This is a genomic window from Bradyrhizobium sp. WSM471, from assembly GCF_000244915.1.
Taxonomy (GTDB): Bacteria; Pseudomonadota; Alphaproteobacteria; order Rhizobiales; family Xanthobacteraceae; genus Bradyrhizobium.
In genome coordinates, this window is record NZ_CM001442.1 from 4398022 (window position 1) to 4421761 (window position 23740).

Annotated in this window: 19 protein-coding genes; 7 read left to right on the plus strand and 12 right to left on the minus strand. The window is 64.0% G+C overall.

Annotation, left to right across the window (positions count from 1 at the left end):
* Positions 1-84: 84 nt before the first annotated feature.
* Positions 85-1593 carry a glucan biosynthesis protein G gene (locus tag BRA471DRAFT_RS19565; RefSeq protein ID WP_007610329.1) on the plus strand — a complete coding sequence of 503 codons (1509 nt, stop codon included), beginning with the start codon at positions 85-87 and terminating at the stop codon, positions 1591-1593.
* Positions 1581-3725 (plus strand): glucans biosynthesis glucosyltransferase MdoH, encoded by a 2145-nt coding sequence (gene mdoH / locus BRA471DRAFT_RS19570; RefSeq protein ID WP_035974109.1) that lies wholly within the window; start codon positions 1581-1583, stop codon positions 3723-3725. The genes BRA471DRAFT_RS19565 and mdoH overlap by 13 nt, the downstream gene beginning before the upstream one ends.
* A gap of 83 nt (positions 3726-3808) precedes the next feature.
* Here the strand turns inward: mdoH and BRA471DRAFT_RS19575 are convergent, their stop codons facing one another.
* Entirely contained in the window at positions 3809-5035 is a 1227-nt protein-coding gene (locus tag BRA471DRAFT_RS19575; RefSeq protein ID WP_007610334.1) for a Xaa-Pro peptidase family protein, read from the minus strand.
* Positions 5036-5492: 457 nt separating this feature from the next.
* Here BRA471DRAFT_RS19575 and BRA471DRAFT_RS19580 point away from each other — a divergent pair, with 457 nt between their 5' ends.
* From BRA471DRAFT_RS19580 to BRA471DRAFT_RS19590, 3 genes are read left to right on the plus strand one after another with little or no spacing between them, the layout of a single operon-like run.
* Entirely contained in the window at positions 5493-6512 is a 1020-nt protein-coding gene (locus BRA471DRAFT_RS19580; protein ID WP_007610338.1) for a TRAP transporter substrate-binding protein, read from the plus strand.
* A 15-nt stretch (positions 6513-6527) separates the two neighbouring features.
* Positions 6528-8417 carry a TRAP transporter large permease subunit gene (locus BRA471DRAFT_RS19585; RefSeq protein ID WP_007610340.1) on the plus strand — a complete coding sequence of 630 codons (1890 nt, stop codon included), beginning with the start codon at positions 6528-6530 and terminating at the stop codon, positions 8415-8417.
* A gap of 23 nt (positions 8418-8440) precedes the next feature.
* Positions 8441-10090 (plus strand): acyl-CoA synthetase, encoded by a 1650-nt coding sequence (locus BRA471DRAFT_RS19590; protein WP_007610343.1) that lies wholly within the window; start codon positions 8441-8443, stop codon positions 10088-10090.
* Between the two features lie 87 nt (positions 10091-10177).
* Here the strand turns inward: BRA471DRAFT_RS19590 and BRA471DRAFT_RS19595 are convergent, their stop codons facing one another.
* The 9 genes from BRA471DRAFT_RS19595 to BRA471DRAFT_RS19635 all read right to left on the minus strand — a co-directional run bounded on the left by BRA471DRAFT_RS19595 (position 10178) and on the right by BRA471DRAFT_RS19635 (position 19972).
* A complete protein-coding gene (locus BRA471DRAFT_RS19595; protein ID WP_007610344.1) occupies positions 10178-11155 on the minus strand; it encodes a TRAP transporter substrate-binding protein in 978 nt (325 codons plus the stop codon).
* Between the two features lie 37 nt (positions 11156-11192).
* Positions 11193-12506 (minus strand): TRAP transporter large permease, encoded by a 1314-nt coding sequence (locus tag BRA471DRAFT_RS19600; protein WP_007610345.1) that lies wholly within the window; start codon positions 12504-12506, stop codon positions 11193-11195.
* A 2-nt stretch (positions 12507-12508) separates the two neighbouring features.
* Complete coding sequence (locus tag BRA471DRAFT_RS19605; protein ID WP_007610348.1) at positions 12509-13102, minus strand: TRAP transporter small permease; 594 nt, start codon at positions 13100-13102, stop codon at positions 12509-12511.
* Positions 13103-13266: 164 nt separating this feature from the next.
* Positions 13267-14064 carry an MBL fold metallo-hydrolase gene (locus BRA471DRAFT_RS19610; RefSeq protein ID WP_007610349.1) on the minus strand — a complete coding sequence of 266 codons (798 nt, stop codon included), beginning with the start codon at positions 14062-14064 and terminating at the stop codon, positions 13267-13269.
* Between the two features lie 13 nt (positions 14065-14077).
* Complete coding sequence (locus tag BRA471DRAFT_RS19615; protein ID WP_007610351.1) at positions 14078-14854, minus strand: TatD family hydrolase; 777 nt, start codon at positions 14852-14854, stop codon at positions 14078-14080.
* A 13-nt stretch (positions 14855-14867) separates the two neighbouring features.
* A complete protein-coding gene (gene metG / locus BRA471DRAFT_RS19620; RefSeq protein ID WP_007610353.1) occupies positions 14868-16868 on the minus strand; it encodes a methionine--tRNA ligase in 2001 nt (666 codons plus the stop codon).
* A gap of 109 nt (positions 16869-16977) precedes the next feature.
* Positions 16978-18024 carry a DNA polymerase III subunit delta' gene (locus tag BRA471DRAFT_RS19625; RefSeq protein ID WP_007610355.1) on the minus strand — a complete coding sequence of 349 codons (1047 nt, stop codon included), beginning with the start codon at positions 18022-18024 and terminating at the stop codon, positions 16978-16980.
* Positions 18021-18707 carry a dTMP kinase gene (gene tmk / locus BRA471DRAFT_RS19630; protein WP_007610357.1) on the minus strand — a complete coding sequence of 229 codons (687 nt, stop codon included), beginning with the start codon at positions 18705-18707 and terminating at the stop codon, positions 18021-18023. Before tmk ends, BRA471DRAFT_RS19625 begins: the two co-directional genes overlap by 4 nt.
* 2 nt (positions 18708-18709) lie before the next feature.
* Positions 18710-19972, minus strand: coding sequence for a D-alanyl-D-alanine carboxypeptidase family protein (locus BRA471DRAFT_RS19635; protein WP_007610364.1), 1263 nt, complete (start codon positions 19970-19972; stop codon positions 18710-18712).
* 151 nt (positions 19973-20123) lie between these two features.
* Between BRA471DRAFT_RS19635 and BRA471DRAFT_RS19640 the strand changes: the two genes are divergently transcribed.
* Positions 20124-21077 carry an alpha/beta fold hydrolase gene (locus BRA471DRAFT_RS19640; RefSeq protein WP_007610365.1) on the plus strand — a complete coding sequence of 318 codons (954 nt, stop codon included), beginning with the start codon at positions 20124-20126 and terminating at the stop codon, positions 21075-21077.
* On the opposite strand, the gene BRA471DRAFT_RS19645 is transcribed toward BRA471DRAFT_RS19640, so the two are convergent.
* Both BRA471DRAFT_RS19645 and BRA471DRAFT_RS19650 read right to left on the minus strand, forming a co-directional pair.
* Complete coding sequence (locus tag BRA471DRAFT_RS19645; protein ID WP_083843248.1) at positions 21074-22009, minus strand: septal ring lytic transglycosylase RlpA family protein; 936 nt, start codon at positions 22007-22009, stop codon at positions 21074-21076. The two genes, BRA471DRAFT_RS19640 and BRA471DRAFT_RS19645, sit on opposite strands and share 4 nt — an antisense overlap.
* A gap of 674 nt (positions 22010-22683) precedes the next feature.
* Positions 22684-22986: a hypothetical protein gene (locus BRA471DRAFT_RS19650; RefSeq protein ID WP_007610367.1), complete on the minus strand. Its 303-nt coding sequence runs from the start codon at positions 22984-22986 to the stop codon at positions 22684-22686.
* 159 nt (positions 22987-23145) lie between these two features.
* Here BRA471DRAFT_RS19650 and BRA471DRAFT_RS19655 point away from each other — a divergent pair, with 159 nt between their 5' ends.
* Entirely contained in the window at positions 23146-23730 is a 585-nt protein-coding gene (locus BRA471DRAFT_RS19655; RefSeq protein WP_007610369.1) for a TIGR00645 family protein, read from the plus strand.
* The last annotated feature ends 10 nt before the right edge of the window (positions 23731-23740 follow it).

Genomic DNA, 23740 nt, shown 5'->3' on the forward strand with positions numbered 1-23740 from the left:
ATCATCCTCGGATTTGGCGAGGTCCGTGGAACTCGTTCGCGACGAGGGGGTTGCACTGCGGTTGGAACCGAACGGGTAGCAATCTTGAATCGCCGCCAATTCCTGGAAGCCTCGGCATTGACGCCATTGGCGACATTACTACCTGGCGCAGTCTCTGCGGGATCAGCGGCGGAGTTGCCGTTTGGTCCCTCTTATGTCCGCGACCTTGCCCGCAATTTGGCGAGTAAGCCCTTTGCGCCGCCAGAGGAAAAGGTCCCGGATGCGCTTAGTGATCTCACCTACGATCAGTACCGGTCAATTCGCTTTCTGCCGGAGCACGCAATTTGGCGCAACGAGAAGCTGCCCTTCGAGGTCCAGTTTTTCCACCGCGGCTTTTTCTATAAGAACAGGGTCGACATCTACGAGGTCTCCGGCGGACGAGCCGTACCGATCAGGTACCGGCGCGACGATTTTGCGTTCGGCGACAATATCGGCCAGGTACCGGACGCCGATCTCGGATTTGCCGGCTTTCGCATTCACGCCCCGATCAATCGCCCCGACTATTACGACGAGGTTTGCGCGTTTCTCGGCGCCAGCTACTTCCGTGCGGTCGCCAAAGGCGAGACCTATGGCCTGTCCGCGCGCGGTCTGTCGATCGATACCGGCGAGAGCAAGGGGGAGGAATTTCCGTTCTTCAAGGCCTTCTGGCTGGAGAAGCCCGCGCCGGGGGCCACATCTGTCGTGGTCCATGCGCTGCTTGACAGCAAGAGCGCTACGGCAAGCTATCGCTTCACGATCAGGCCGGGCGCTTCGACGGTCTTCGACGTGGAGATGTCGCTCTATCCGCGGATCGAGCTGCAACATGCCGGCTTGGCGCCCATGACGAGCATGTTCTTTTTCGGTCCGAACGACCGACACGATGTCGACGATTTCCGCCCTGCCGTGCACGACTCCGATGGGCTCGCAATGTTCAATGGAAAGGGCGAGCAACTCTGGCGTCCTCTCAACAATCCACACGATCTGCAGGCCAGCACATTCAATGATCTGAATCCTCGCGGCTTCGGCCTGATGCAGCGGGAGAGAAATTTCTTCGCCTACGAGGACCTCGAATCGCGCTTTGAGCGTCGCCCGAGCCTCTGGGTCGAACCGATCGGAGATTGGGGAGAGGGCAGTGTGGTCCTCTTTGAGATCCCGACCAAGGAGGAAGTTCACGACAACATCGCCGCCTTCTGGCGCCCGAAAACAGCTCTCCAGGCCAAGAGCGAAAACAACTACACGTATCGTCTGCACTGGGGTCCGGACGCGCTGAAGCCCAATTCACTAGCCCGGTTCACCCGCACAGGCGTTGGCGCGCGGGGCGAGGACAGCAAATTATTCGTGCTCGAGCTCATTGGTGACAAGCTGAAGGAGGTCGATCCTGAGAAGGTGAGGGGCGCTGTCAGCGCCGACAAATCCGAGATCAAGAACGTCGTCACGCAGCCAAACCCGGAAACCGGCGGCTGGCGCCTGAGTTTTCAATGCTCCGTGAAGGACGCGCCTATCGAGTTGAGGGCGGTCTTGATGCTGGGGGATCCGCCCATCTCCGAAGTCTGGGTTTACCGATGGGCGCCTTGACGTCGTCACCTGCGCTTTCGCCTGAGCTTGGCATTCGGTATCTTCCCGACGAAACGCCTCGCCCGATGCTGCCCTGTCGATTGGACGGGACAAATCGTGCCTATCCGGCGCGACTGCGGACCACCCCTGCCGTTGCAGCGCGGCGCCTGTTCATTCTCGCCGGAACGGCCGCGATTACCGCTGCGGGCGCTGTTGAGATGTACGATGTTCTCAAGGTTGGTGGCGTCACGGTCCTTGAAGGCATGGTGTTCGGGCTGTTTCTCGTGCTGCTCGCCTGGATCGCGTTTTCGTTCGTGTCTTCAGTCGCCGGTTTTTTCGTGCTCCTGCGGGGCCGACCGGATGTGTTGCCAATTAACAGCCACGGTCCGCTGCCCGGGATCACCGGCCGAACGGCGATGCTGTTGCCGACCTACAACGAGGATCAGCACCATCTCATGGCGCGACTCCGCGCCATGTACGAGTCGGTCGGCGAAACCGGACAGGCCCCGTTGTTCGATTGGTTTCTGCTCAGTGACACCACCGATCCGGACATCTGGATTGCCGAGGAGCTTGCGTTTCTGGAACTGCAGCGCAACTGCGGTTCGGGCCACCTGTACTATCGTCACCGATCCGACAACACCGCCCGAAAGTCCGGCAACATCGCCGAATGGGTGAGGCGGTTCGGTGGCGCCTACGACTACATGATCATTCTCGACGCGGACAGTCTCATGAGCGGAGAGACCATCGTTCGGCTGGCGGGCGCGATGGAAGCAAACCCGCAGGCCGCGCTGATCCAAACGCTTCCGATCGTCGTCAATGCGCGAACCCTGATTAGCCGGCTTCAGCAGTTCTCGGGTCGTTTGTACGGCCCGCTGATCGCGGCAGGGAACGCCTGGTGGCACGCCTCAGAGGGCAATTACTGGGGACACAATGCCATCATCCGGGTGCAGGCTTTTGCGCAAGAGGCGGGCTTGCCCGAATTGCGCGGGAGGAAACCTTTCGGCGGCCACATCCTCAGCCACGATTTTGTCGAAGCCGCGCTGATGCGGCGGGCGGGGTGGGGGATTTTCATGGCTCCCGATCTCGGCGGGAGTTTCGAGGAGGTGCCACCGTCGCTGCTCGATTTCGCGGCGCGGGATCGCCGCTGGTGTCAGGGCAATCTCCAGCATCTTGCCGTTTTGCCGGCTCAAGGCCTGCACTGGGTCTCCAGGCTTCACCTGTTGACCGGGATCGGCTCCTATCTCACCGCGCCCCTGTGGCTGCTGTTTCTATTGCTCGGAATCCTGATCTCCTTGCAGGCCTATTTCGTCAAGCCGGAGTACTTTCCCAAGGGCTTCTCGTTGTTTCCAACGTGGCCCGCACAGGATCCCGTGCTCGCCGCCTGGGTCTTTGCCGCGACGATGGGGCTGCTTATCGTGCCCAAACTGCTGGCCTACCTCGTTTTACTCACCAGGCGTGCGGAACGGCAGGCATTCGGCGGCGGATTTCGCGTGCTGCTGGCGGTGGTCGCCGAGAGCCTCCTTGCCGCCTTGATCGCCCCATCCATGATGATCTTTCAATCCACCGCTGTGGCGGAGATCCTGCTGGGGCGTGATGCGGGCTGGCAAGTGCAACGGCGAAGTGATGGCAGGATCACACGCGATGAAGTCTATCGCAAATTCACGGTGCCGACCCTATGCGGGCTGGCCATGGCGGCAAGCGCCTATGCCGTGTCGCTTCCGCTGCTGCTCTGGATGTCGCCGGTGATCATCGGCTTGGTTTGCGCCATTCCGATCGGTCTCATCACATCGACGGCACCGCGAATGGCGCGCCTGTTTGCGACCCCGGAGGACAATCGCGCGCCGGCACTGCTGCAGAGGGCGAGAGAGCTTGCCAGCCTGGATCGGATCGAGTCACGCGCGGCTCTGATCGAATTGAGACAGAACCCCGCGTTGCTGGGACCGCACATGCAGTCCCTCGAAGCGCCGCCGCGCAAATCGGGCCAGATCGACATAGATCTCGCGATCGCCCGTGCCAAGATTGAGCAGAGCGACGATTTCGAGGAAGCCGTCAGCAGCCTCAGCGCGCGCGAGATCCTTGCCGTGCTGAAGCACCGACACGCGCTTGAGCAAGTCATGCGAATGCCGCGAGCGACCGCTTCCGCGGACGTCTAGGTCATGGCGGTGTAGGTGAGGGCGTTGACGATCCGGTGGTGCTTGGCCGAGGGCGAGATGTCTGCTGTGAGCGCGGTCCCAGCCTACAGCGAACTGCCACCCAAATTCCACCCACGCCCACCCTCGCCGAAAATCTCATACCCCGTCGCCGTCACCGCGACCGTGTCCTCGAGCTTGATGAACCCACGCTTCGGATGCTTCATCGTGGTCTCGATCGATACCACCATGCCTGTTTCAAGCGGCAGGCGGGCGTCGGTGTCGTCATAGGGGATCGGACCCTTGGCGGTCAGGCGAGGGGCCTCGTGGCTGACGAGGCCCATGCCGTGGGCCAAAAACTCCGTGCAGTCGCGCTGGCTGATCTTCGCGAGCTGCCGCTCGGCCGCGACGTAGATGTCGCCGCCCATGGCGCCGGGCCGGACCGCGGCGAAGGCCGCGCGCTGGACCGCCTCGATCTCGGCCAGACAGTCCTTCAGCTCGCTATCGGGCTCACCGAGCATGGCCATGCGCGCGAGATCGCCGATATAGCCGTGATAATTGCCGCCGGAATCGAGCGACAGCACCTCGCCTTGCTCCCAGCGCTGCGCCGACGGCGCCCGGTTGTGGCTGCTGCCGCAAGCGAGCAGGCAGTATTCGAAGGTCAGCCCGCGATTGGCTTCGGCGATCCGCAAGGCGTCCGACAATTGCTGCTTGGTCGTGCCCGGGCACGACAATTGCTGCTTGGTCGTGCCCGGGCCGTGCCCGGCGATCACCTCCAGCATCGAGGCGATCACCAGTTCGGACGCCGTCTTGAGTTTTGCGAGCTCGTCCGCCGACTTGACCGCCCGCAGTCGCTCCAGCACCAACAGCGCGTCCTTGAGCTCGGCGCCGGGCAGGGCGTCGGCAAGCGCCCGGCCCGCATCCATCGGCAGGAACGCCATCTCGACCCCGACCCGCTTCAGGGGCACGCCGGCGTTGCGGATCAGGCTGACGGCCCGCGTGATCGCATCGACCGAGCCGTTGGACTCGGTCCGGACCTGTGCCACCCATGGCGGCGCGACGGCGCGCTGATGGGTCTCCAGCCGGTGCCCGACATAGACCGCGTGCTCCGGTGCGCCCTTGGGATAGATCAGGACCGGCAGATAGCGGCTGACGCCCAGCGCATCCATGTAGTCGAAGAAGATCGCGCGCTCGGCACCCAGCAGGTACTGCACATTGTGCTTGGAGGTCACGACCAGGACGTCGAGGCCGGCAGCCTCCATCAGGCGGTCGAGCTTGGCGGCGTCGAATGGAATGGCGCGCGAGCGGTCTGCGCGGGCGACGTTCTCCTGCATGACGAACCTCCCAATGCTGCCGTGGCCTCAACCGCTGCGTCGGTTTGCCCGGGGATTGTGGGCGCCAAGTGTGAGCCGAAAGAGGGGTTCTGGGTAGCTGCGGAATGATCTGGCCTGACCTGCACAGCCATATCCATGATTCGCATAAGGTATATTATGGAATATATTTATATACAATCAGATCAATTATTTAACTGGAATTCCTCTCACCGCATCTTCGCTGCCAGTTCTTTTCCGGCCCAGCCGTGGCACGTCGCCCCGGCTTTTGACGGCTACTGTGCATGGGGTTGTTTTCGCGTTTTTTGAATCCGGCCCATGCCTCCGAAAGCCGATATTGCCGTGACGATGTCCGGCTGCAATAAGCGAGGCTTCGCGAGATCGCAGATGACCTTCTGACCTTCCGTCCGTATAGGTTTGCATCTCAGAACAACAACAAACTTTCCGAGGAAGCAGACCCATGAGCTTTTCCCGCCGCACGCTTCTCAAGGCCTCCGCCGCGACCGCGGTCCTGGGCGGCCTCAGTGCGCCCCATGTGGCCCGCGCCCAGAGCGCCGAGTTCACCTACAAATACGCCAACAACCTGCCGGACACCCATCCGCTGAACGTACGCGCCAAGGAGATGGCGGCGGCGATCAAGGCCGAAACCAAGGGCAAGTTCGACCTCCAGATATTCCCGAACAACCAGCTCGGGTCCGACACCGACATGCTGAGCCAGATCCGCTCCGGCGGCGTCGAGTTCTTCACGCTGTCGGGGCTGATCCTGTCGACCCTGGTACCGGCGGCGTCCATCAACGGGATCGGCTTCGCGTTCCCGGACTACGGGACGGTCTGGAAGGCCATGGACGGCGATCTCGGCGCCTTCGTCCGCGGCGAGATCAAGAAGGCCGGGCTCGAGGTCATGGACAAGATCTGGGACAACGGCTTCCGCCAGACCACGTCGTCGAGCAAGCCGATCACCCATCCGGACGATCTCAAGGGCTTCAAGATCCGCGTGCCGGTGTCGCCGCTGTGGACCTCGATGTTCAAGGCGTTCGATGCGGCGCCCGCCTCGATCAATTTCGCCGAGGTCTATTCCGCGCTGCAGACCAGGATCGTCGAGGGCCAGGAAAACCCGCTGGCGATCATCTCGACCGCCAAGCTCTACGAGGTGCAGAAATACTGCTCGCTGACCAACCACATGTGGGACGGCTTTTGGTTCCTGGCCAATCGCAAGGCGTGGAGCAGCCTGCCCGAGGATGTGCGCACCATCGTCGCCAAGAACATCAATGCCGCAGCGCTCAAGGAGCGCGAGGATACCGCCAAGCTCAATGCCAATCTCCAGCAGGAGCTCGCGGGCAAGGGCCTGACCTTCAACCAGCCCGCGGTCGCGCCGTTCCGCGACAAGCTGCGGTCCGCCGGCTTCTATGCCGAGTGGAAGGGCAAATATGGCGACCAGGCCTGGGACCTGCTGGAAAAGGCCGTCGGCAAGCTGTCGTAACGCGTTGGAGCCGTCATGGCTCATATCGAGGTCGAAGTGAGCGGAGTGGCGGGCGAGGCGACTGTTCGGTCCCCTCGCCGACCTTCGTTGCTGGCCTCGACGGAGCGCGCGCTCGGCCTCCTCGTCGAAATCCCGGCGGCCATTTTGGTGGTCGCCGAGATCGCGATCCTGTTTGCCGGCGTGGTCGCGCGCTACGGCCTGCACCGGCCGCTGATCTGGTCGGACGAGCTCGCCTCGATCCTGTTCCTGTGGCTCGCCATGCTGGGCGCGGCGGTCGCGTTCCGCCGCTCCGAGCACATGCGCATGACCGCGGTCGTCGCCAGCGCCAAGCCCGCCACGCGGGCCTGGCTCGATCTCGTGGCGACCTGCGCGGCGCTGGCCTTCCTGGCGCTGATTGTCTGGCCATCCTGGGACTACGCGTACGAGGAAAGCTTCATCACCACGCCGGCGCTGCAGATCTCCAATATGTGGCGCGCCGCGGCGCTTCCGGCCGGCATCTGCCTGATGGCGGCGTTCGCGCTGTTGCGGCTGCTGCGCGCAGCCGATTACCGCATGGTACTCAGGGCCGTGGTCGCCGTTGCCGTCGTCGTCGGCTTGTTCTGGCTGGCGCAGCCTTATCTGCGGCCGCTCGGCAACCTCAACCTCGTCATCTTCTTCGTCGGCGTCGCCGGCTTCTGCGTCTTTGCCGGCGTTCCCATCGCGTTCGGCTTCGGGCTCGCCATCTTCGGCTATCTGGCGCTGACCACGCACACGCCGGTCATGGTGCTGGTCGGCCGGATGGACGAGGGCATGAGCCACCTCGTCTTGCTCTCGGTGCCACTGTTCGTATTCCTGGGGCTGCTGATCGAAATGACCGGCATGGCACGGGCCATGGTGGCGTTCCTGGCGAGCCTGCTCGGCCATGTCCGCGGCGGACTGCATTACGTCCTTGTCGGCGCCATGTACCTGGTCTCCGGCATCTCAGGTGCCAAGGCCGCGGACATGGCGGCGGTCGCGCCCGTGCTGTTCCCGGAGATGAAACAGCGCGGCGCCAAGCCTGGCGATCTCGTCGCCCTTCTTGCGGCAACGGGCGCGCAGACCGAAACCATTCCGCCGAGCCTCGTGCTGATCACGATCGGATCGGTCACCGGCGTCTCGATCGCCGCGCTGTTCACCGGCGGTCTCCTGCCCGGCGTGGTGCTCGCGATCACGCTGTGCATGCTGGTGTGGTGGCGCTACCGCCACGAGGACATGAGCCATGTCCGCCGCGCCACAGGGGGCGAGATCGGCAAGACCTTCGTCATCGCCCTGCCCGCGCTCGCGCTGCCCTTCGTGATCCGCTACGCCGTGGTCGAAGGCATCGCGACCGCGACCGAAGTCTCCACCATCGGCATCGTCTATGGCGCACTGGTCGGCCTCCTCGTCTACCGCCGCTTCGACTGGCGGCGGCTGTTCCCGATGCTGGTCGAGACCGCGGCGCTGTCGGGCGCGATCCTGCTGATCATCGGCACGGCGACCGGCATGGCCTGGGGCCTGACGCAATCAGGCTTCTCGCGCTCGCTGGCGTCCGCCATGACCGGATTGCCGGGCGGCGCGGCGACCTTCATCGCCGTCTCGATCCTGGCCTTCACCATCCTCGGCAGCGTGCTGGAGGGGATCCCTGCGATCGTGCTGTTCGGGCCGCTGTTGTTTCCGATTGCGCGCGCCGTCGGCGTGCACGAGGTGCATTATGCCATGGTGATCATTCTCGCCATGGGTATCGGGCTATTCGCGCCGCCCTTCGGCGTCGGCTATTATGCCGCCTGCGCCATCGGACGCGTCGATCCGGCCGAAGGCATCAGGCCGATCTGGGGCTATCTGCTGGCGCTGCTGGTAGGATTGATCGTCGTCGCCGTCTTTCCGTGGATCTCCATCGGATTCCTGTAAACCGGCGCGTAAGGGAGGTGTCGATGAGCGAGCGGCAGAGCCAGTACAATATCGGCCTCGACAAGACGCGTGCCAACTACGTGCCGCTGAGCCCGTTGAGCTTCCTGGCACGCAGCGCCGCAGTCTATCCCGATCATGTCAGCACGGTCTACGAGGGGCGCAGCTTCACCTGGCGCGAGACGCATGAGCGCTGCAAGCGCTTTGCTTCGTATCTTGCCGGCAAGGGCATCGGCGTCGGCGACACCGTCGCGGCGATGCTGCCGAACATTCCGGCGATGAACGAGGTGCATTTCGCCGTCCCCATGACCGGCGCCGTGCTCAACGCGCTGAACATCCGGCTCGATGCGCCTTCGATCGCATTTCAGCTCGACCATGGCGGCGCAAAGATCATTCTGGTCGATCCGGAATTCTCTAGCGTGATCACCGACGCGCTCGCGCAGATGACCGGCCCAAAACCGTTCGTGATCGACGTCGACGACGCCGCGTTCAAGGGCGGAAGGCGCATCGGCGAGATCGAGTATGAGGCCGCGCTCGCGCAAGGCGATCCCGACTTCGCCGCGATCCTGCCGGGCGACGAATGGGACGCGATCGCGCTGAGCTACACCTCGGGCACCACGGGAAATCCCAAGGGCGTCGTCACGCATCATCGCGGCGCCTATCTGAATGCCGTCAGCAATATCCTCGCGGGCCAACTCGGCCAGCATCCGGTCTATCTCTGGACACTGCCGATGTTCCACTGCAACGGCTGGTGCTTCCCCTGGACCATTGCGGCGGCCGCCGGCATCAACGTCTGCCTGCGCAAGGTCGAGCCGACCAAGATCTTCGAGTTGATCAAGCAGCACGGCGTCACCCACATGTGCGGCGCGCCGATCGTGTACAACACGCTGATCAACGCGCCCGATGCACCGAAGGGCAATGCCGCGCGGCGCGTCGTCGGCCTGATCGCCGGCGCCGCGCCGCCGGTCGCGGTGCTCGAAGGCGCCGAGAGCCTCGGCATCAAGCTGACGCACGTCTATGGCCTGACCGAGGTCTACGGCCCCGCCTCCGTCTGCGCCGAGCAGCCTGGCTGGGATGATCTGCCCGCAGCCGAGCGCGCCAGCCTGAAGCGGCGGCAGGGCGTGCCCTACCCGCTCGAGGAAGCCGTCACCGTCATCGATCCGCAGACCATGAGGCAAGTACCGCGCGACGGCGAGACCATCGGCGAGGTCATGTTTCGCGGCAACATCGTGATGAAGGGCTACCTCAAGAACGACAAGGCGACGCAGGAAGCCTTCGAGGGCGGCTGGTTTCACACTGGAGACCTCGGCGTGCTCGACGCACACGGTTACGTCATCATCAAGGATCGCTCCAAGGACATCATCATCTCCGGCGGCGAGAACATTTCCTCCGTCGAGGTCGAGGACATTCTCTACAAGCACCCGGCCGTGCTGTTCGCCGCCGTGGTCGCAAAGCCCGATCCGAAATGGGGCGAAGTGCCCTGCGCCTTCGTCGAGCTGAAGGACGGCGCGAGCGCGAGCGAAGCCGACATCATCGCCTTCTGCCGCTCGCATATGAGCGGATTCAAGACGCCGAAGGCTGTCGTGTTCGGGCCGATCCCGAAAACGTCGACGGGAAAGATCCAGAAATTCCTGCTGCGCAACGAAGCGGGATCGGCGAAGGCGATCTCGGCCTGAGCTTGTCTCGACTCCGCGGCGGCTGCGTGTCGCCGCGAAGTCGTTGCGCAGTTTCGGCGAGGTCGGGTTCGCCGAGTCCCGTCGTCCTCACATCTTCTTGTAGGCTTCAACCAGCGCCTGGCCGTCGGCTCCCGCCTTCTTGAGCCAGTCGGCGGTGAGCTGTTCGCCGATCTTCTGGAAGCCGGCCTTCAGCGCCGGGCTCGGCGGCTCGACCGTCATGCCCTTGGCCTTGAGCTGGTCGATGTACCAGGTGCTCTTGTCCTGCCAGGCCTTCCAGCCGCGGGTTTCCGCGGTCGCGGCGGCTTTGAGGATAGCCTCCTGGGTCGGCTTGTCCAGCGCGTCGAACGCGGCCTTGTTGACGAAGGTGTAGTCCTTCGGGATCCAGGCTTGCACGTCATAGAAGTACTTCAGCGACTCCCATGCCTTCGCATCGTAGCCCGTGCCGCCCGACGACATGAAGGAGTTCACGACGCCGGTGGCAAGCGCCTGCGGCAGCTCGGCGGCCTGAATGGTGACGGACTGCGCGCCGACCAGTTCGCCAATGCGCGCGGTCCCAACGTTATAAGCCCGCCATTTCAGGCCCTTCATGTCCTCGATGCTCGCAAGCGGCTTGTTGACATAGACGCCCTGCGGTGCCCACGGCACGACGAACAGCAGCTTGAGCCCCTGCGCGTCCAGCTTCTTGGCAATCAACGGCTTCGACGCCTGATACAGCTTCATGGCGTCGGGGAAGCTGGTCGCCAGAAATGGCACGACGTCGACCCCGAACACCGGATCCTCGTTCTCGTGGATCGACAGCAAGACTTCGCCCATCTGCGCCTGCCCGGTCATCACCGCGCGCTTGATGTCGGGCGCCTTGAACAGCGAGGCGCCGGGATGAACCGTGATCTGGAGCTTGCCGGATGTCGCGGCTTCGACGTCCTTGGCGAACGCGACGAGGTTCTCGGAGTGCGGGTTGTCGGCCGGATACGCTGCCGGCAGATTCCATTTGGTTTGCGCCAATGCGGGCGTCGCGGCCAGCACGGCGCCGGCGATCAGGGATGCGCGGAATAAACGAGAGATCATGGGGCTTCTCCTCACAGTCGACTTCAAAACGGTACGCTCAGTCTGGGAAAGCGAGCTTGGGCAAGAACATCACGATCTGCGGATATTCCGTGATGATGAATACGGACGCGAGCAGCAGGACGAAGAACGGGAATGCTGCCCGGGCGACCGTCAAGGTATCGCGGCCGCTCATGTTCTGGAGCACGAACAGATTGAAACCGACCGGCGGCGTGATCTGCGCCATCTCGACGTGGATGATGAGATAGACGCCGAACCAGACCAGGTCGAGGCCGGCCTGCTTGACCATCGGCAGCACGATCACGGCAGTGAGAACGATCATCGAGATGCCGTCGATCAGGCATCCCAGGATGATGTACATGATGCTCAGATACAGCGCGAGCATGCCCGGCGTGAGCTGCTGGCCCTGGACCCAGGTGGCGAGCGCTGCCGGAATGCCCGTATAGGCCATCGCTGCGGTCGTGTAGGCCGCGCCTGCCAGGATCAGCATGATCATGCAGGTCAGGCGCGTCGCGCTCATGATGCTTTCGAGGAAGTTCTTGCGTGTGAGCGTGCGGCTCCACCACGCCAGCAGCAGCGCGCCCGAAACGCCCCAGGCGGCGCATTCGGTCGCGGTCGCAAATCCCAACACGAGCGACAGGAAGACCGCCAGGATCAGAAGCAGGCATGGGGCGAGCTTGGCGGACTCTTGCAGCTTCCGGCGAAACGACATCGGCGGGTCGCGCGGCGGGACCTTTTTTGGATTGAGCAGCGACCAGATGATGATGTAGCCGGAGTAGAGCACCATCACGAGCACGCCCGGCAAGAAGCCGCCGAGGAAGACCTGAAGCACGGAGACATTCGCCGTGACCGCATAGACCACCATCGGGATCGACGGCGGGATCAGCAGGCCGAGCGTGCCGGAGCCTGCGAGCGATCCGAGGCTGAGGCCCTTGTCGTAACCACGCTTGTCGAGCTCGGGCAGCGCGATCTTGCCGATGGTCGCACAGGTCGCCGCCGACGAGCCCGACACCGCCGCGAAGATGCCGCAGCCGATCACGTTGACATGAGTGAGGCGCCCCGGCAGCCACTGAACCCAGGGTGACAGGCCTCGAAACATTTCCTCGGACAATTTGGTGCGGAAGAGGATCTCGCCCATCCAGATGAACAGCGGCAGCGCGGCCAGCGTCCATGACGAGCTTGCGCTCCATGTCGTGGTCGCAAGCACCGAGCCGAGCGGCAGGCTCGTGGTCAGCGCCATCGCCACGAAACCGACGAGCCCGAGCGAAACCGCGATCCAGATGCCGCTTCCCAGCAGCACGATCATGACGCCGAGCAGAATAAACGACAGTTCGATCATGCCGAGATTGGCCATCGTCAACCTCCGCCGCCCTGTGAGATCCGCTCGATGAATTCGTCCGGGGTCTCGTCCGGCGAGCCCTTCTCGTAGCTCGGCCGGTTGCCGCCGATGACACTGATCATTTCATCAATGAGCGCGATCGAGAGGATCACGAGTCCGCCGGAAAACCCGAGCTGCGGAATCCAGAGCGGAAGCGCGACGACGCCCTGCGCCACGTCGTTGAAGCGCCAGGAATCGTAGGTCATCTGCACGGCATGCCGGGTGAAATAGAGGATGAAAGCGGCGGCAATGCCGAGGGCCACGACCTCCGCAACCTGTTTGGAGCGCCCATGCAGACGCTCCAGCAGCAGGCCGACGCGGATCATCTCTCCGCGCTTGAAGGTGTGAGCGAGGCCGAGGAAAGCCATCGCGGCCATGCACCAGGAGGCGAAATCATCGCCGGCGGGAATGTTGACCGCAAACTGGCGCCCGATCGACATGATCATCATGATTGCAAAGATCGCAACCATGAAGGCCCCGGCGGCGTAGCCCGCACCGAGATAAAGGAGATCCAGCGCGCGTCGCACCGGTCCCCGGCTCGTGACATCGTCCCCTGCCAACGCGATCCCCATCCTCACACGAGGCGATTCAGACGTCCCGGCGATCGCACGTCGCGCGCCGGTCCTGCATGAATATCGCCCCTGCCCAGCGCCTGTCTTTCAGACGTTAGATCAACATGATGGGGCTAGCGCAAGCAAGGAGTATGCCGGCTCTCACCGGAATTTCCACCGCAGGTTCAGCGGGTCTCCAGCCTCAGCCCGTCATACGCGGGCACCACGCCCGCCGGCAGCGACTGCCGGATCACCTCATAATCGACATCGGCCGTCATGTTGGTGATGACGGCGCGCTTCGGCTTGAAGCGCTCGATCCAGGACAACGCGTCGTTGATGCTGAAATGACTGACATGGCTGGTGTAGCGGAGGCCATCGACGATCCAGAGATCCAGATTTTCCAGGGCGCCCCAGCTCTCGCGCGGGATGTCGTTGAGGTCGGGAGTGTAGGCGGCATCGCCGATGCGATAGCCCAGCGCGGGAATGTTGCCGTGCTGCACCAGGAAGGCAGTCATCGTCACCGCGCCGCCTTTCCCCTGGATCGTCTGGCTTTCACCGGCCTCGATCGACTGCGCCGTCAGGATCGGCGGATAGTCGCTGCCCGCCGGCGAGACGAAGCAATAGGAAAACCGCGACATGATGTCGTTCGCAGTCGTCTGATTGAGATAGGTCGGAATCCGCCGGCGCATGTGCATCACGACCGAACGCAGATCGTCCATACCGTGGGTCTGATCGGCGTGCTCGTGGGTCAGGAACACTGCATCGATGTGGTCGACATTGGTCGCGAGCAATTGCTCGCGCAGGTCCGGCGAGGTGTCGATCACGATACGCGTGGTGCCCTCGCCCGAGGTCTGCTCGACCAGCAGCGAACAGCGGCGACGGCGGTTCTTGGGATTGTTGGGATCGCAGGCACCCCAGCCGAGTGCCGGGCGCGGCACGCCGGCGGAGGAGCCGCAGCCCAGGATCGTCAGCGTCAGCGTCATGCGGCTCCCAGTTCTAAGCTTTCACCCTCGAGAACAGGCGAAAGAAGTTGTCGCTTGTCTGGCGCGAGATCTCGTCAAACGACACGCCACGTGTTTCGGCAAGCACTTTTGCGACCTCGACCACATAGGCCGGTTCGTTGCGCTTGCCCCGGAACTTGCCCGGCGCAAGGTAGGGCGAGTCCGTTTCAACCAGAATACGGTCGGACGGCAGTTCGGCCGCAAGCGCGCGCAAGGCCTCGGACTTCTTGAAGGTCAGGATGCCCGTGAAACCGATATAGAGCCCGAGCGAGACCGCCTTCAGCGCCAGCTCGCGCCCGCCGGTGTAACAATGCAACACGGCGCGAAACGATCCCTTTGCCGTCTCCTCTTCAAGGATGCGGCCGCAATCCTCGTCCGCCTCACGGGTGTGGATCACCAGCGGCAAGCCGGTGGCGCGGGCCGCGGCGATGTGGGCACGAAAGCCCCTCGCCTGCGCCTCCGGCGAGCCGTTGTCGTAGAAATAGTCGAGCCCGGCCTCGCCGAGCGCGACGACCTTTGGATGCTGCGTCAGTGCGATCAGCTCGTCCGGCGCGATGCCGTCTTCCTCATCCGCGTTGTGCGGATGGGTGCCGACCGAGCAATAGACGTCGTCGTAGCGCTCGGCGATGGCCAAAAGCTGGTTCAGCTTTCTCACCCGCGTCGAGATCGTGACCATGCGGCCGATGCCGGCCGCTCGCGCGCGCGACATGATCCCGTCGAGATCCTCCGCAAAGTCCGGAAAATCCAAATGGCAGTGGCTGTCGACCAGCATGGTGCGAACGCCCTTAGGCTGCCGGCTCGATGTAGCGCGGGAAGGCCGGCGTCGGCGCGGGCAGCGTCGTACCGGGCGCGATGCGCGTCGCGCCGCCGAGCGCGGCGAAGTTGCGCTCCCCTTCGGGGATACCGAGGCTGTCCAGCAGCAATCCCGAGGCCGTCGGCATCGCCGGCTGGGCCAGGATCGCGATCTGGCGCACGACTTCGGCGGTGACGTAGAGCACCGTCCTCTGCCTGACAGGATCGGTCTTGGCGAGCGCCCACGGCGCTTCGCCCGCGAAATAGCGGTTGGCTTCCGCGACCACGGCCCACACGGCATTGAGCCAGTGATGGATTTGCTGCGTCGCCATCGCTTCGCGGGACGCCGCGAGCATGCCGTCGGCTTGTGACAGGATCGCCTTGTCGTTGTCGCTGAATTCGCCGGGATCCGGAAGCACGCCGCCGAGCTGCTTGGCGATCATCGACAGCGAGCGCTGCGCGAGGTTGCCGAGATCGTTGGCGAGATCGGCATTGATGCGCGCGACGATGGCCTCGTGATTGTAGTTGCCGTCCTGGCCGAACGGCACCTCGCGCAGAAAGAAATAGCGCATCTGGTCGACGCCGTACTGGTCGGCGAGGTTGAAGGGATCGACCACGTTGCCGACCGACTTCGACATCTTCTCGCCCCTGCTGAACAGGAAGCCATGGGCATAGACCCGCTTCGGTAGCGGGATCCCGGCCGACAGCAGGAAAGCCGGCCAGTACACCGCATGGAAGCGGATGATGTCCTTGCCGATGATGTGCACGTCGGCAGGCCAATAACGCCAGTTGTTGTCGCTCTCGTCGGGGAAGCCGACGCCGGTGATGTAGTTGGTGAGCGCGTCGACCCAGACATACATCACGTGCTCTTCGTCGCCGGGCACCTTGACGCCCCAGTCGAACGTCGTGCGCGAGATCGAGAGATCGCGCAGGCCGCCCTTGACGAAGCTCACCACCTCGTTCTTGCGGGAGTCGGGGCCGATGAAATTGGGCTGCGTCTCGTAGAGCTTGAGCAGCCTGTCCTGATAGGCCGACAGGCGGAAGAAGTAGCTCTTCTCCTCGACCCATTCGACCGGCGTGCCCTGTGGCCCGAGCCGCACGCCGTCTTCGTTCAGGCGTGTCTCGTCCTCGGCGTAATAGGCTTCGTCGCGCACGGAATACCAGCCGGCATAGATGTCGGCATAGATGTCCCCGTTCGCCTCCATGCGCCGCCAGATCTCCTGGCTGGAGCGATGATGCTGCTCCTCGGTGGTGCGGATGAAGCGGTCGAACGACACGTTCAGGCGCTCGTCCATTTGCTTGAAACGGCCGGCATTGCGGGCGGCGAGCTCCGAGACGGACATTTTTTCGCTGGCCGCGGTCTGAACCATCTTCTGGCCGTGCTCGTCGGTGCCGGTCAGGAAGAACACATCCTTGCCGTCGAGTCGCGCGAAGCGCGCCAACGTATCGGTCGCGATCGCCTCATAGGCGTGGCCGATATGGGGGCTGCCATTGGGATAGGCGATCGCGGTCGTGATGTAGAAGACGTTGTCGCGCGCGGGCACGGCCACGAGCGTGGTGGCCTGCGGCCCGGCGTCGGACTTCGGTGCGCGCGGGGCCTTGGGCTTGGCAATTTTCGGCGGCGTGGCGACAGGAGCTAGTGTGGTGGTCACGGCAGGCGCAGCCACCCTCGCCGTCTTGGCTATCGTTTTCGCCGAAGCCTTGTTTTTCGCCGAAGCCTTGGCTGGCTTTTTGGTCGCTGTCTTGACCGTCTTCTTGGCGACGACCTGCTTCTTCGCTGCCTTCTTTGCCGTCTTCCCGGCGCTCTTCTTCACAGCCTTCTTCCCGGTTTTCTTGGCGGCCGTCTTTTTGGTCTTCGTGGCTTTCTTGACCTTCTTGCCAGCTTTGCGCGCGCGCGCCTTCACGGCGTTCTTCGCGGCTTTCTTGACGGCCTTCGTGGCAGCCTTCTTCTTGCTGCTCTTGCCTCTAGCGATTTTCTTAGCTCGCGCTGCCACGACGAATTCCTTTACCGGCTTCTCGAAATTGGGAAACGAACCTGCGTTAGTTTATTGTCTTGAGCATGATCCCATCGGAAAACCGCTGCACACTTTTCCGGATCATGCTCTAGCGCGTTGCGTCCGCCAGCCAGCCGAACACCGAGAAAACCAAGGGCTTTCGCTCCAGATTGTAGGTTTCGGTGTCGCGCGCGGCGCGGACGATCTTTTCCCATACCTCAGCTAGGCGCGCAAGGCGCGGCAGATTCTGGTTGGCATTGGCCTCGTCGGCGTGCAGGCGTTCCGCAATCCAGCGATCGATGCCGTCGATGAAGGCGGCAAGCGCAACGCGGTCACTGGTGCCGAGCGATTCGCCGAGCGTGTGCAATTCGCGCGGATCGACCTGCGGCAGTCGCGCCAGCAGCGCGGCCGTGCGCTGCTGGAGCTTCAGGGCGTCACCGCCGAGCAGCGTCAGCGCCCGCGCGACGCTGCCCTCGGAAGCCTCGGCCGCCTCGCGCAATGCCGGATCGTTCGGGTCGAGATCGGCAGCGGTTGCGGCTGCGGCAATCACATCGTCGGTTGCGAGGGCGCGCAGGCGCAGCTTGCTGCAGCGCGACTGAATCGTGGCGAGCACGCGCGCCGGCGCGTGGCTCACCAGCAGGAACAGCGATTGCTGCGGTGGTTCCTCGAGAATTTTCAGCAGCGCGTTGGCGGCATTCGGATTGAGCTCGTCAACGGTGTCGACGATGCAGACGCGCCAGCCTTCGGCCGCTGCGGTCGAGCCGAAGAAACCGATCGTCTCGCGCGTCTCGTCCACGGTGATCACGGTGCGCATGACGCCGCGGTCGTTGGCGGTGCGCTCCAGCGTCAGCAGGCCCCCATGCGAGCTCGCCGCAACCTGCCGCGCCACGGCGTCATCAGGATTGATGGCGAGGTCTTCGGCGCGCTGCACGGAAGGCGCCAGCGGCTTGCCGTGCGCGAGCACGAAGCGCGCCATCCGATACGCCAGCGTTGCCTTGCCGATGCCTTGCGGCCCGCCAATCAGCCAGGCATGCGGGATGCGCCCGCTGCGATAGGCAGCGAGCAGCGCGGTCTCGGCCTCGCGATGGCCGAACAGAAGGCTCGTCTCGCGCGGATGAGAAATGGCGGTTTCGCGCTCGGTCTGACGCGGGCTCATATGGACACCACCGATGCCGGCGTTGGAAGCAGGCGATCACGCAGCGCGTTCCAGATGCGTCCGGCAACCGTGTCGGGATCGGAATTGGCGTCGATCAGCACGCAACGCGCGGGATCGTCCGCCGCGATCTTGCGATAGGCCTCGCGCAGGCCCTGATGGAAACCGAGCTTCTCGGCCTCGAACCTGTCTGGCGTGCCGCTGCCGCGGCGTGCGGCCGCGCGCTGCAAGCCGATCTCGACCGGCAGGTCGAGGATGATGGTGAGGTCCGGCTTGAGATCGCCGATCGTGACCCGCTGCATCGCGTTGATAAGCGCCGCCGGCACCTGGCCGAGGCTGCCCTGATAGGCCCGCGTCGAATCGGCGAAGCGGTCGCACAGCACCCAGGTGCCCTGGTTGAGCGCGGGCTGGATCACGGTGCGGACATGGTCGTCGCGGGCGGCCGCGAACAGCAGCGTCTCCGCCTCGGGTCCCAGCAGCTTGCCCATGCCCGACAACACCAGATGGCGCATGATCTCGGCGCCCGGCGAGCCGCCCGGCTCGCGCGTGACGAGAATGCGCATCCTGGCCGCCTTGAGACGGTCGGCGAGCTTCTTGATCTGGGTCGACTTGCCCGTGCCCTCGCCGCCTTCAAAGGTGACGAAACGCCCGCGTCCGGACGGCCACTTTACCGCGCTTTCACTCATGATCAGAGCTTCTCGGCGCCCGCACGGAACATGCCGATCACGAGCTCGCTGGCGCCGTCGATCGCACGGCGCACGGTCGAGCCGGTGCCGATCGCGTCAGCGGCATAGACCGGCGTCTCCACCGCGATGTTGCCGCTGCGCCAGACCCGGACCAGCCCGACCTTCTGCCCGGCCTCGACCGGCGCGCGCACCGGACCGCTATAGACGACGCGCGCGATCAGCTTGTCGCTGCCGTTCTTGTGCACCATCACTTTCACGGGCGTCTTGGCCACCAGTTTCACCGAGCGGCTCTCGCCGCCGAACACCTTGGCGTAGCCGACGGGCTGATCGGCGGCGATCAGCGTGCGGGTCTCGAAATTGCGAAAACCCCATTCCAGCATCTTCTTGGCTTCGGTCGCGCGATCTTCGGGGTCTTCCAGCCCGTTGATGACGACGATCAGCCGCGTGCCGTTCTGGACCGCCGAGCCGACCATGCCGTAGCCACCTTCCTTGGTGTAGCCGGTCTTCAGACCGTCGGCGCCTTCCATGGAATTGAGCAGCGGATTCCGGTTGGGCTGGCGGATCTTGTTCCAGGTGTATTCCTTCTCGCCGAACAGTTTGTAGAATTCGGGGAAGTCGAGAATGATGTGCCGGGCAAGGATGCCGAGCTCGCGCACCGTCATCTTGTTGGCGGGGTCGGGCAGACCGTTGGAATTGCCGAAGGTCGATTTCGTCAGGCCAAGCTCACGGGCGCGCTTGGTCATGAAGTCGGCGGCGAAAATCCGCTCGTTGCCCGCCATGGCTTCGGCGAGCGCAATGCAGGCGTCGTTGCCGCTCTGGATGATCGCCCCGTGCAGGAGGTCGTCGACTGTGACCTTGCTGTTGATCGCGGCGAACATGGTTGAGCCGCCGGAGGGCGCGCCGCCCCTGCGCCAGGCGTTCTCGCTGATCCGGTATTCGTCGGTCAGCTTGATGTCGCCCTTCTTGATCGCGTTGAAGACGACCTCGGCGGTCATCAGCTTCATCATGCTGGAGGGCGCGCGCAGCTCGTCGGCGTTCTTCTCGAACAGCACGCTGCCGCTGGAGGCTTCGATCAGGATCGCGGTCGGGGCGTCGCCGTCGAAGCCGGCATCATCTGTTTTCTTGGCGCCCTGGACGCTCTGGTTGGCCGCGTAGAGCGCCCCGCCCCAGCCAATGGTCGCCACCAGAGCCGTCGCGATCAGCCCACGCGCCAGCGCTCCGGCGGTGAACCGGCTGCGCCCCAACGAGTAAAGATGAAATTCCATGGCCAAGCCCTGAGAGCGGCGTTCTAACAGTTGGAGCCGGTGCGAACAACACGGGGTGGCCGCTTGTCCCGAGATTGCACGATTCTCGTCCGGCCCCTATCGTGGCACCTCAGATTTTCTGACCAAACCCCTGAAACAAGGCGGAAAAGCGATGTCCTCCACCCGCGTGATCAAGGCCAACGGGATCGACCTGTTCATCCGCGAAGCCGGTCAGGGGCCGCTGGTGGTGCTGTGCCACGGCTGGCCGGAACTCTCCTACTCCTGGCGCCACCAGATCCCGGCGCTGGCGCTGGCCGGGTTTCGCGTCGTCGCCCCCGACATGCGCGGCTATGGCCAGAGCTCAGCGCCGCCCGAGGCGACGGCCTATTCGATCTTCGACACGGTCGGCGATATCGTCGGCCTCGTGCAGGCGCTTGGCGAGACCAAGGCCATGGTGGTCGGTCACGACTGGGGTGCACCGGTGGCCTGGCACGCGGCGCTGTTCCGGCCGGACATCTTCACGGCGGTCGCCGGCCTGAGCGTGCCGCCGCCGTTCCGCGGCCGCGGCAAGCCGCTCGACCTCCTGCGCCAGGGCGGCATCACCAATTTCTATTGGCAGTATTTCCAGGCGCCCGGCGTTGCCGAAGCCGAGTTCGAGCATGACGTCGCGCGCACCATGCGCATCGTGCTCGGCGGGCGGGGCCTTGCCGATCCCTCCGCGGCCATGTTCGTGCAGGAGGGCAAGGGCTTTCTCGGCCACGGCAATCCGGAGGAGCCTCTGCCGGTCTGGCTCGGCGAGACTGACCTTGCCTATTTCACCGAAGCCTTCCGTAAGTCCGGCTTCCGCGGCGGGCTGAACTGGTATCGCAACCTCGATCGCAATTGGGAGCTGACGGCGCCCTGGCAGGACGCGCTAATCCACCAGCCCTCGCTCTTCATTGCCGGTTCGAAAGACGCCGTCATCACCGGCCTGATCGGAGCCAAGCGTGTCAACGAGCTCGAGCGCGTGCTGCCCAATCTCAAGCGAAAGCTGATCATCGAGGACGCCGGCCATTGGGTCCAGCAGGAGCGGCCCGACGAGGTGAATGCGGCGCTGGTGAAGTTCTTGAAGGAAAGCGCGGCCTAGTAGAGGCCGCGACCGCTCAGGATGCCGCGGGCCTCGGCAGCGCCGTCCGAGGCGTAGGCGCCGGACGGCGCGCTCTCGGTGGCATAGCGGCCGTCCCCGTCATAGGACACGGCGCGCGCGTTCTGGAGCGCCCGGCCCCGGTTGCGGCTCGAGGCCGACATTTCCGAGGTCGCATTAAGTGAAGCCATGTCGGCGGAGGTGTTGCCGAGATTGTAGGGCCGTCCCTCCGGCGTCGGAACTTCGCCGCGCATGGCGCCGCGGTTCGACGATGGCAGCTCCGGCACGAAGGGCCTCGCCGAGGCGACCCGGACCATCGAGGGTGATGGCGCCGGAGTCCCGGTGCGCAAGGTGGCCATCAGCTGGCGGTCGTCGGAGCCTTCCAGCGGCGCCCGGCCGACATATTCGACCCGGACCTTGGCGACCCCATTGCCTTTGAATTCAAGCAGTTCAGCGGCCTTGTTCGAGACGTCGATGAGCCGGTTGCCATGATAGGGCCCGCGGTCATTGACGCGGACGATCAGCGACTTGCCGTTCGAAACGTTGGTCACCCGCGCATAGGACGGCATCGGCAGGGTCGGATGCGCCGCGGTCAGCGAGCCCATGTCGAACACTTCGCCATTGGCGGTCAGGCGGCCGTGGAAATCGTCGCCGTACCAGGACGCCATGCCTTCGGCGCGGTAGTTGACGTCCTCTTCGGGCACATAGGTCCGGCCACCCACCACATAGGGCTTGCCGACGCGGTAGGCGCCGCCGCCCTTCGGGACCGGATCACCGAAAGCCACGACCCGGGGGCTCGAGGACACGCCGTATTTCGGATCGACCCGGCTGGCGAATTTGTTGGAGGACGCGCAATTGGCGAGCGCAAGGCAGATCGCTGCCATCGCTGCAGCGCGCGCGACCCGCAACACCGAATCTGACCGTCGGATCCCCATTCGCCCCAAATACCACTTTGCCGGAGGCGTACCTAACCCGCTTTGGCTACGGGGCAGCGCTGTCCGGTCCTTTGCTCCGAGGCGGCCCACCACCGCGTCGAACGTGGTAACGATAACGCAACCCGAACACGGCGGAAATGGGGAGCGCACAGCGTTCACGCCGGGATGGTAAACGGGGCGTATGCGTTCGCCCCGTTGAACTACGGGGCACGGGCACCCTGCTCCGTGCCGCGGCCGGACATTCTGTTGCGCCAAATCCTCACTCCACCCCCATTGTCGCGCCGCTCACTGGAATTCTTTTGACTGTGCAAGGCCGCCCGCGTTTTCTCGCGTGCAGGGCGGAATGGAATGAGACGATGATCGAGACGGTTTCGGCACTGATGGGTTTGGTAAGCGCGGGGATCTTCCTGGCCCATGCGTTCGAAGGTTACCGCACGAGGGCCTGAGGCGCTCGCGCGGACGGCAAGCATCACCCTTTCAAGACGGCACGTTCGGAGATTTTTAATCGATCCGATCGAGCATCGCAGACGAGAGCGGCAGGTGTCCCATGCGCAACCATGACCTCGTATCCGATGGCTTCCTGGCATTGACCGCCGGTGGTTTGGTCCTGCTGTGCTCCAGCCTCGTGGCATTGGCCTTCGCCTGAGCACCCCAGCAATTCCCGAGAAATACGTTTACCGCAGTCCAAGCAGCGAACGCCGATAGAGGCTGTCACGGGCTTCGTTCAGGCAGACGAAGCTGCCGGTAAAACCCTGGCCGTACCGCTTCTGGCTTTTGCCGTAGTAGATACCTTTGCTGAAATCGAGCCAGACGACCCGGTCGTGCGGGCAATGACGCTGCGCCTGCGCCTCGTAGCGAAATGGCGTCAGCGGTGTGGCCGATACCTCAGCGCCACTGCAGCCGACCAGGATCGCAACGGCGAGCGCGATCGCGCCGGGCCATTTGCCAAAGCCGCTCCAAGATACTCCGCAAGCCACACCCCGCCTCCCGATCCTGGCCGTCGCACGAAGGCCGCTCGGGCACGATAGCACGAAACAGCACGGTCTTCGGAAAGCGACACGCGCCTCACGTCTTCCGCGGGCCACCTTGTCGGGTTACAGGAATGGAGGATGATCTTGGTGCGAGGATGCTGCTGAATGTCGGTTGAGCCCGGACCCGAACTCCGCACCGAACCGCGCCTGCCGTTGCCGCGCCTGGGCTTGATCCCAATGGTGATCTTCGGCTCGCGCTGGCTGCAACTGCCGCTCTATTTCGGGCTGATCGTGGCGCAATGCGTCTACATCGCGCTGTTCCTCAAGGAGCTCTGGCATCTCTCCTGGCACGCCCTCGACCTCACCGAGCAGCAGATCATGATGAGCGTGCTGGCGCTGATCGACGTCGTGATGATCTCCAACCTGCTCGTGATGGTGATCGTCGGCGGCTACGAGACGTTCGTCTCTCGGCTCGAGCTCCAGGGCCACCCCGACGAGCCGGAATGGCTCGGCCACGTCAACGCGAGCGTCCTGAAGATCAAGCTCGCCATGGCCATCATCGGCATCTCCTCGATCGCGCTGCTGCGGACCTTCATCGAGGCCGGCAATCTGGGATCGAACCGCGCCGGCTTTACCGAGACCGGCGTGATGTGGCAGGTGCTGATCCACCTCACCTTCGTCGTCTCGGCGATCGGCATTGCCTATGTCGACCGACTGAGCGACTCCGGGGCGCGTAACCATGCGGAGTGAGCCTCGAGCG

Bases quoted from the DNA above. Each gene is read 5' to 3' on its own strand.
- BRA471DRAFT_RS19575 (WP_007610334.1), bottom strand. From the start codon at position 5,035: ATGCAGGAGAACGTCGCCCGCGCAGACCGCTCGCGCGCCATTCCATTC.
- BRA471DRAFT_RS19635 (WP_007610364.1), bottom strand. From the start codon at position 19,972: ATGGAATTTCATCTTTACTCGTTGGGGCGCAGCCGGTTCACCGCCGGA.
- BRA471DRAFT_RS19585 (WP_007610340.1), top strand. From the start codon at position 6,528: ATGGCTCATATCGAGGTCGAAGTGAGCGGAGTGGCGGGCGAGGCGACT.
- BRA471DRAFT_RS19645 (WP_083843248.1), bottom strand. From the start codon at position 22,009: ATGGGGATCCGACGGTCAGATTCGGTGTTGCGGGTCGCGCGCGCTGCA.
- BRA471DRAFT_RS19655 (WP_007610369.1), top strand. From the start codon at position 23,146: ATGTCGGTTGAGCCCGGACCCGAACTCCGCACCGAACCGCGCCTGCCG.
- BRA471DRAFT_RS19605 (WP_007610348.1), bottom strand. From the start codon at position 13,102: ATGGGGATCGCGTTGGCAGGGGACGATGTCACGAGCCGGGGACCGGTG.
- BRA471DRAFT_RS19600 (WP_007610345.1), bottom strand. From the start codon at position 12,506: ATGGCCAATCTCGGCATGATCGAACTGTCGTTTATTCTGCTCGGCGTC.
- mdoH (WP_035974109.1), top strand. From the start codon at position 1,581: ATGGGCGCCTTGACGTCGTCACCTGCGCTTTCGCCTGAGCTTGGCATT.
- BRA471DRAFT_RS19580 (WP_007610338.1), top strand. From the start codon at position 5,493: ATGAGCTTTTCCCGCCGCACGCTTCTCAAGGCCTCCGCCGCGACCGCG.
- BRA471DRAFT_RS19640 (WP_007610365.1), top strand. From the start codon at position 20,124: ATGTCCTCCACCCGCGTGATCAAGGCCAACGGGATCGACCTGTTCATC.
- BRA471DRAFT_RS19610 (WP_007610349.1), bottom strand. From the start codon at position 14,064: ATGACGCTGACGCTGACGATCCTGGGCTGCGGCTCCTCCGCCGGCGTG.
- BRA471DRAFT_RS19595 (WP_007610344.1), bottom strand. From the start codon at position 11,155: ATGATCTCTCGTTTATTCCGCGCATCCCTGATCGCCGGCGCCGTGCTG.
- tmk (WP_007610357.1), bottom strand. From the start codon at position 18,707: ATGAGTGAAAGCGCGGTAAAGTGGCCGTCCGGACGCGGGCGTTTCGTC.
- BRA471DRAFT_RS19625 (WP_007610355.1), bottom strand. From the start codon at position 18,024: ATGAGCCCGCGTCAGACCGAGCGCGAAACCGCCATTTCTCATCCGCGC.
- BRA471DRAFT_RS19590 (WP_007610343.1), top strand. From the start codon at position 8,441: ATGAGCGAGCGGCAGAGCCAGTACAATATCGGCCTCGACAAGACGCGT.
- BRA471DRAFT_RS19615 (WP_007610351.1), bottom strand. From the start codon at position 14,854: ATGCTGGTCGACAGCCACTGCCATTTGGATTTTCCGGACTTTGCGGAG.